The organism is Sphaerisporangium sp. NPDC049002 (genome assembly GCF_040649355.1).
Taxonomy (GTDB): Bacteria; Actinomycetota; Actinomycetes; order Streptosporangiales; family Streptosporangiaceae; genus Sphaerisporangium.
This window is the reverse complement of the sequence record NZ_JBEZFH010000039.1, coordinates 34,143-41,847: the sequence shown is the minus strand read 5'-3', so window position 1 is coordinate 41,847 and position 7,705 is coordinate 34,143. Positions and strand designations below refer to the sequence as shown.

6 protein-coding genes and 1 pseudogene are annotated in these 7,705 nt (G+C 71.4%); 3 read left to right on the top strand and 4 right to left on the bottom strand.

The features are described 5' to 3' along the window. Both AB0B89_RS11370 and AB0B89_RS11365 read right to left on the bottom strand, forming a co-directional pair. Nucleotides 1–941, bottom strand: a pseudogene (locus AB0B89_RS11370) (hypothetical protein); the annotation flags it as partial. Nucleotides 942–1,056: 115 nt separating this feature from the next. Continuing rightward, nucleotides 1,057–2,274, bottom strand: a complete 1,218-nt coding sequence (locus AB0B89_RS11365; RefSeq protein ID WP_358551127.1) for an acetyl-CoA C-acetyltransferase — start codon at nt 2,272–2,274, stop codon at nt 1,057–1,059. A 130-nt stretch (nt 2,275–2,404) separates the two neighbouring features. Here AB0B89_RS11365 and mce point away from each other — a divergent pair, with 130 nt between their 5' ends. From mce to AB0B89_RS11350, 3 genes are all read left to right on the top strand, one after another. Beyond that, nucleotides 2,405–2,833, top strand: a complete 429-nt coding sequence (mce, locus tag AB0B89_RS11360; RefSeq protein WP_358551125.1) for a methylmalonyl-CoA epimerase — start codon at nt 2,405–2,407, stop codon at nt 2,831–2,833. A gap of 275 nt (nt 2,834–3,108) precedes the next feature. After that, nucleotides 3,109–4,401: a DivIVA domain-containing protein gene (locus AB0B89_RS11355; protein WP_358551123.1), complete on the top strand. Its 1,293-nt coding sequence runs from the start codon at nt 3,109–3,111 to the stop codon at nt 4,399–4,401. Between the two features lie 196 nt (nt 4,402–4,597). Next, nucleotides 4,598–5,962 carry an AI-2E family transporter gene (locus tag AB0B89_RS11350; protein ID WP_358551121.1) on the top strand — a complete coding sequence of 455 codons (1,365 nt, stop codon included), beginning with the start codon at nt 4,598–4,600 and terminating at the stop codon, nt 5,960–5,962. A gap of 58 nt (nt 5,963–6,020) precedes the next feature. Here AB0B89_RS11350 and AB0B89_RS11345 read toward each other — a convergent pair whose 3' ends face one another. Further along, on the bottom strand, nt 6,021–6,779 hold the full coding sequence (locus tag AB0B89_RS11345) for an SDR family NAD(P)-dependent oxidoreductase (RefSeq protein WP_358551119.1): 759 nt from the start codon (nt 6,777–6,779) through the stop codon (nt 6,021–6,023). A gap of 54 nt (nt 6,780–6,833) precedes the next feature. Continuing rightward, on the bottom strand, nt 6,834–7,538 hold the full coding sequence (locus tag AB0B89_RS11340) for an alpha/beta hydrolase (protein ID WP_358551117.1): 705 nt from the start codon (nt 7,536–7,538) through the stop codon (nt 6,834–6,836). Nucleotides 7,539–7,705 lie beyond the last annotated feature (167 nt).

Below are 7,705 nucleotides of genomic sequence, written 5' to 3'. Positions count from 1 at the left end.
GACCCCTTATCGAGGCGCACTGGCAGCGGAACGAAACCGTGGGAGACACGCGGGCGGATGGGCGTGGGCGCCGAGCGCGTAGAAAGATGCCAGGGCAGGGCGTGGAGATGACCGCGTTCCGCGATGGACGCGAGCACCCGCCGGTCGAAGGCGAGAGAGTCGCGCACGTCGGCCAGGAAGCGGCCCCACGCCCCGGTCGCCGCGTCGCCGACGCTCAGCTCGCGGCGCAGGTCCGCGGCGTCCCGCAGGTGGCCGATGAGCGCGCCGAGCTGACCGGCGGCGAAGTCCAGGGAGATCCGCCGCGAGAGGGCGTTGAGCCGTTCGATCGGTGAGAAGGGGCCGTGCGGCTCCTCCCCGGCCGCCACGGGTCCCTGCGGAATCCCGGCGTCCCCTGGTGTCGCGGGCCTCGGCGGAATCCCGGCGCCCCCGGGTGTCGCGGGCCTCGGCGGAATCCCGGCGCCCTCGGCCGTCGCGGGTCCCGGCGGGACCTCCGCGTCCTCGGCCGGGTGGCCGGTGATCGTCGCCTCGTAGCCCGCATGCCCGCCGTCGAGCCCCACTCCGGAGAGCCGCACGGTGCCGGAGAGGTCATCGCCCCGTACGGACAGCCGGGCGATGCCCGTGCGGGCCTCGATCGGCCGGTCGAACCCGGCGCCCATCGGGCTCGCGACGGCCGCCCACCAGATCGGAGGCGCCGTGGGGGCGTGCGACGGCCCGAGCGTCACCGTCACGCCCGCCTCGTCCGGCGTCAGCTCCGCGTCGTCGTCGCCGGCGACGACCCACAGCAGGCCGCCCGCGGCCTGGCGAGGAGAGGAGAGCATGAACAGCGGCGAGCCGCCCCACTCCACGACGACGTCGACGGGCGGGCGGGGCTTCCCTTCGATCAAGGGGGTGGCCGTGCCCGTGAATCGCCGCCGCACGCGGTCACCCGGCCGTTCCGCCACGATGAACGATGCTAGGGAGTTCCGCCCGCCTCCGCCACAAGGTGCCGAAAGGGGGCCTACCACCTCGGATCAGGACGACCCAACGATGGCGATCAGGGCGACGCGACAGTGATGATCAGGGCGCGGGGACGGTGATGATCAGGGCGTCGCCCTGGCCGCCGCCGCCGCACAGACCCGCCGCGCCGACGCCGCCGCCCCGGCGGCGGAGCTCGTGGGCGAGCGTCAGAACGATCCTCGCGCCCGAGACGCCGATGGGATGGCCGAGCGCGATGCCGCCGCCGTTGACGTTGACCTTGTCCTCCGGCACCCCGAGCTCCTTGGCCGACTGGAGCACGACCGCCGCGAACGCCTCGTTGATCTCGACCAGGTCGAGGTCGTCCACGCTCATGCCCTGCTTGCCGAGGGCGTGGAGGATGGCGTTGGCCGGCTGGGACTGCAACGAGTTGTCCGGGCCCGCCACGTTGCCGTGGGCACCGATCTCGGCGAGCCACGTGAGGCCCAGCTCCTCGGCCTTGGCCCTGGACATCACCACGACCGCGCAGGCCCCGTCGGAGATCTGGGACGACGACCCCGCCGTGATCGTGCCGTCCTTGGCGAAGGCCGGCCGCAGCCTGCCCAGCGTCTCCACGGTGGTGTCTCCGCGGATGCCCTCGTCGGCGGCGAAGACGATGGGGTCGCCCTTGCGCTGCGGAATGGTCACCGGGACGATCTCGTCGTCGAACCTGCCGTCCTTGACCGCGGCGGCGGCGAGCTGGTGCGAGCGGGCGGAGAAGGCGTCCTGCTCCTGCCTCTCAAGGCCGAGACGGGTGTTGTGCCGCTCGGTCGACTCGCCCATCGACACCTGGTCGAACACATCGGTGAGCCCGTCGAAGGCCATCGAGTCGAGGATGTCGGACCCGCCGAACTTCACGCCCTTGCGCAGGCCGGGCAGCAGGTGGGGCGCGTTGGTCATCGACTCCATGCCGCCCGCGACCACGATGTCGAACTCGCCGGCGCGGATGAGCTGGTCGGCCAGGGCGATGGCGTCGAGCCCCGACAGGCAGACCTTGTTGATGGTGAGCGACGGCACGCTCATCGGGATGCCCGCCTTCACCGCGGCCTGCCGCGACGGGATCTGACCGGCGCCCGCCTGGACGACCTGCCCCATGATGACGTACTCGACGAGCTCGGGCGCGACACCGGACCGCTCCAGGGCCGCCTTGATCGCGAGCCCGCCCAGCTCGACGGCGGACAGGTCCGACAGCGAGCCGAGCAACCTGCCGATGGGCGTGCGGGCCCCGGCCACGATGACGGAGCGCGACGGGCCGGACGGGACGGCGGGAGAACTGGACACCAGGGCCTCCATGATGGGGTCTTCGGCGACTTTGCCACCATACCTAGGACGGAGCACACGGCCTCAAAGAGGTCCCCCGGTGAGGTTCCGGGCCGGCGTCGGCCGCCGCACGAGCAGGGAGGACACGCAAATGCTGCTGAGAATCGACCATGTGGGCATCGCCTGCGAGAATCTTGAGGAGAAGATCGCGTTCTACGAGGCGACCTTCGGCGTGACCGTGGTCAGCCGGGAGGTCAACGAGGAGCAGGGGGTGAAAGAAGCCATGCTGCACGTGGCGGACGGCGAGGGAGGCGGCTCCTACATCCAGTTGCTGGAGCCGCTGAGCCCCGACAGCCCGGTGGGGAAGTTCCTCGCCCGACGGGGTGAGGGCCTCCACCATGTCGCCTACGGGGTGACGAACGTCACCGAGGCGATCGAACAGATCGGCGGCGCGGGGGTGCGATTGGTCGACAAACATCCTCGCCACGGAGCAATGGGCACCTCAATCGCGTTTCTTCATCCGAAAGACGTGGGAGGAGTCTTGACAGAGCTGGTGGAGTCCCCCACGCGCCAGTCCTAGCTGACGAAACTCAACAATGGCTTATTCGTAACAAGTCGCGCAGAAAGTCGGACGGGACCTCCAATTCGGCAACACCGGAGTACGCTGGCCTACCATCCGGACGTGGATCCCGCCATGGACGGGCGAGCCGAGCACAAGGATCCAGGGGTGAGCGAGAGCCCGCCCCTGCTAGCGAGTGCCCGAGCGAGCGCGACCGTTGGAAGCGGGTCCCCGCCTCGGATGTCCGCCCCCCGTCCGGCCCGTGTAGCCGTCTCGACAACCCAGGATCGAGCCTCATGCAGTCCGACATCGACGCCCAGCTGAACAATTTCTTTGAAGACGCCCCCACGCGGGAATTCGACGTGGTTCTCCGTGGCTACGACCGGCACCAGGTTCACGACCACTTGAAGCAGCTCGACACCGATCTGCGTCAGACCCGTGAACAGCTCTCCGCGTTGCAGCGGGAGCTTTCCGACTCGCAGCGCCAACTGCAGGAGCAGGAGCGCCCGACCTACTCCGGTCTGGGTGCCCGCATTGAGCAGTTGCTGCGTCTGGCGGAGGAGCAGGCCACCGAGCTGGTGCAGGCCGCCAGGTCCGAGGCCAACGAGATAAAGGCCGCGGCGAAGGTCGACGCTGCGGACGTACGGGCTGCCGCCGAGAACGAGGCCGCCGAGAAGCGTGCGCTCGCCACCCGCGAGACCGACGAGATGCGCACCATGGCCGAGCGGGAGGCCGAGGAGATCCGCTCGACCGCCAAGCGCGAAGCCGACGAGCTGACCTCCACCACCGAGCGCGAGGTCTCCAAGCTCCGGGCCACGGCCGACCACGAGGTCGCCGAGAAGCGTGCGGACGCCGAGCGTGAGATCGCCAAGCTGCGCACCACCACCGAGCGTGAGGTGGCCCAGCTCCGCGCCTCGACCAAGCGCGAGCGCGACGAGGTGCTGACCACCGCCAAGCGCCAGGCCGACGAGATGCGGGCCCAGGCCCAGCGTGTCCTGGAGGAGTCCGAGGCCAAGCGCGCCCAGGACGAGGCCGAGTTCGAGATCCAGCTCGCCGCCCGCCGCGAGGAGGCCGAGCGCCAGGAGTCCGAGCGCCACGCCACCGCCCAGGCCGCGACGCAGAAGCTCGTCGCCGAGGCGGAGCAGCGCGCCGCGACCGCCGAGCAGCGGGCCACCAAGGCCACCCAGCAGGCCGAGCAGAGCCGTCGCGAGGCGGACACCCACGCCAAGCAGCTGCTCGCGAACGCCCGCAAGAACGCCGACCAGCTGGTCGCCGAGGCCAAGACCAGCGCCGAGTCGATCGTGTCGGACGCCAAGTCCGAGGCCGAGCGCAACCGGACCGCCGCCCAGCGCCAGGTCGACGAGCTGACCCGCCAGCGCGACAGCATCACGAGCCACCTCGCGCAGCTGCGCCAGCTGCTCGGTGGCGCGGCCCTGCCGGGCATGGACGAGGCCCCGGCGGTCGCCGCCGCCCCGCCGAAGCCCGCCCTCGCGGCCACGCCGGCCGCGGCCGAGAAGCCCAGCCCCGCACCGGCCCCGCAGCGGGCCGCCGCGTCGGCTGAGGACGAGTCCGAGTGGTGGCAGGAGTAGGCACCTCACCACTTCAGGGGCGTTAGGGACGGCTGTCGGGAGAGCCTGGCGATCAACCATGGTCGCTAGGCTCTCCTGTGTTGTCCGCACTGTTTCCACCCCCGTACGGCACGCAGAGGGGCCCGGTGCCCCCACAGGGTGACCCTCCCGCCGTCATCACCTCACTTTCACGACCCCCTGATGCCGAGGAGCACACGTGCCCGATCCCGCCGCGGACGCGGTACCCGTACCCGATGCCCATGAGAGGCCGGGAGCCGCTCGCGCCGCCTCCGCGGACGCGGCGCAGGCGACCGACATCCTGCCCGCCGCGTCGGGCGTGCCCTACCCGACCCGGACGGCCGCGCCGAGATCGGACACTCAGACCGCGCCGGGAGCGGCCCCCCAGGCCGGGCCGAGACCCGAGTCCCCGGCTGCTCCCAGACCGGCCTCCCAGGCCAGGATGGCGCCCGGCTCTCCCGCCAGGCCCTCCCCGGAACCGGACGGATCAGCCGGTCACGGTGAGGACGCCGCGCTGCCGTACGGAGTACCGGGCAAGCCGCTGGCCCGGGGGCCGTTCCTGTGGGGGCTCACGGCGGCGCTCGGCGTGCTCACGGCGTGGGCGCTGGCCCAGGCCCTGATCAGCTCCCGCAGCGTGATCGTGCTGATCGTGGTGGCGGCGTTCCTGGCGGTCGGGCTCAACCCCGTCGTGGAGGCCCTCCAGAGGCGCGGCATGAACCGGCGTTGGGCCATCTCGATCGTGTTCCTCGGGGTGATCGCGCTCTTCGTGCTGTTCGGGCTGGCGATCGTGCCGCCGGTCAGCCAGGAGTCCAGCGACTTCGTCAGGGCCGTGCCGGGCTACGTCCAGTCCCTGATGGCGAACCCCACGATCAAGCAGCTCGACGCCGACTACCAGATCCTCGCCAACATCCAGACCTACATCACCAGCGGCGGCCTCGGCGCGACCGTGGCCGGAGGCATCCTGGGGGCGGGCGCGGTCGTGCTCGACGCGTTCTTCTCCGGGTTCACCCTGCTTGTGCTGACGCTGTACTTCCTCGGGTCGCTTCCCGTGATCAAGGAGTACCTGCTCCTGCTGGTGCCCGCCAGCCGCCGTCCCCGCACGCGGGCCATCGGCGACGAGATCCTCTCCGGCATCGGCGGGTACGTGGCGGGCAACGTGCTGATCTCGGTGATCGCGGGTGGCCTCTCGTGGCTGTTCCTGACGATCGCCGGAGCCAAGTACGCGCTGGCGCTGGCGCTGGTCGTGGCGGTCACCGACCTGATCCCGCTGGTGGGCGCGACGGTCGGTGCGGTGCTGGTGTCCGCCGTCGGGTTCCTCCAGTCGGGAACCCTCGGCATCGCCTGTGTCATCTTCTTCGTGGTCTACCAGCAGGTCGAGAACTACGTGATCTACCCGCGCGTCATGAGCCGGTCGGTCGACGTGGCTCCGGCCGTGTCGGTGATCGCAGCCCTGTTCGGCGGCGCGCTCCTCGGCGCCGTGGGCGCGCTGCTGGCCATCCCGGTCGCCGCCGCGGTCGCGCTCATCGTCCGCGAGGTCGTCCTCCCCCGCCAGGCCCAGCTCTGAGGGACAGGCCCAGCTCCAGAGGGCGGGCCCGGCTCCAGAGGGCGGGCCCGCTCGCCGATCAGGTGGCCGTGACGCCTCCGTCGATGAACAGCACCTGCCCGGTCATGTAGGCGGAAGCGGCGCTCGCCAGGAAGACCGCCGGGTGGGCCATCTCCTCGGGGGTGCCCCAGCGGCCCATGGGCACCGACGAGATGGTGGCCCGGCTCGCGTTCTCGTCCTCCCAGAGGTTGCGGTTCAGGTCGGTCGCGGTCCAGCCGGGGCACAGGGCGTTGACGCGGACGCCGTCGCGCGCCCACTCAAGCGCGAGGGACTTGGTGAGGGCGACCAGACCGGCCTTGGCCGCGGCGTACGGGGCCATGAAGGGGGCGCCGAGCGCGGCGACGGACGCCACGTTGATCACCGAACCGGACCCGCGCTCCAGCAGGTGCGGCGCGACGGCGTGGCAGACGGCCATCGCCGAGTCGAGGTTGAGCTTCATGAGCTTGTCCCACCCGGACAGCCGCAGGTCCTTGAAGGGAACCATGAAGTTGGAGCCGCCGGCGTTGTTCACGACGATGTCGAGGTGGCCGAGGCTTTCGATCGCCTGCCGTACGGCCGCGCCCGCCGCGTCCCTGTCGACGAGGTCGCACGGGATGGCGTACGCCCGGCGCCCGAGGGCCTCGACCTCCTTGACCACCTCGGCCAGACTCTCCGGCGACCGCGCGACCAGCGCGACGTCGGCTCCGGCCGCGGCGTAGGCCAGGGCGATCGCCCGCCCGATGCCTCGTGACGCACCGGTGACGAGCGCGTTCCGCCCGGAAAGATCAAACGCTTGCACGGCAGCCTCCTCGCTAGAACCGAACAAGATTCTATGGGTCCGCGCGGCGCGGCGTCACGCCTCGGTCGGCAACGGAAAGGCGGACGGGTTGACCCTTTTGACGATCTCGTTCAGCACGATGCGCACGTAGGGCTCGCCGACCCACAGGTGCTTGGCGTTGTCGACGCCCACCACCTCCGCCTGGGGCACCCTGGCGAAGCGCCGCCGCGCCTCCTCGGGCCTGAGGTAGTCGTCGAACTCCGGCACCAGCGCGACCAGCGGCCTCCCGAACTCCGCCCAGGCGTCCAGGTCTGCGTCCCCCGCCCGGTTGAGGGGCGGCGACAGCAGGATCGCGCCCTGGACGAGCGGGTCGTGCCCCCACTTCAGCGCCAGCTCGGTGCCGAACGACCAGCCGAGCAGCCAGGGGTTCGGCAGGTCGTGGAACTCGGCGTACTCCAGCGCCGCCGCCACGTCGAACCGCTCCCCCTCGCCGTCGTCGAAGGCCCCCTCGGACTTGCCCCGTTCCGAGGCCGTGCCCCGGGTGTTGAAGCGCAGCACCGCGACGCCGGCGAGGGCGGGCAGCCGGTAGGCGGCCTTGCGCAGCACGTGACTGTCCATCATGCCCTCGGCCGTGGGGAGCGGGTGCAGGCAGATGAGCGTGGCGACCGGGCGGCCCTCCGGGGGGAGCGCCAGCTCGCCCACCAGCGTCAGCCCGTCGGCCGTGTGCAACTCGATGTCCTGCCGTACAGCGGGCAGGACGGTCGACGAGCGGATCTCCAATGCGGGCTCCTCAAAGTAGCGGTTCTCGTCGGCGGCTCGGGGGCGTGAGCCGTCCGTCCGGTGGCGGTCTCTCGTCGGCGGCTCGCGGGCGCCGATGGCGGTCTCTCGTCACCGCCCACGAGCCGTGCAGCGGTCTCTCGTCGGCGGCCCACGAGCCGTTCAGTAGC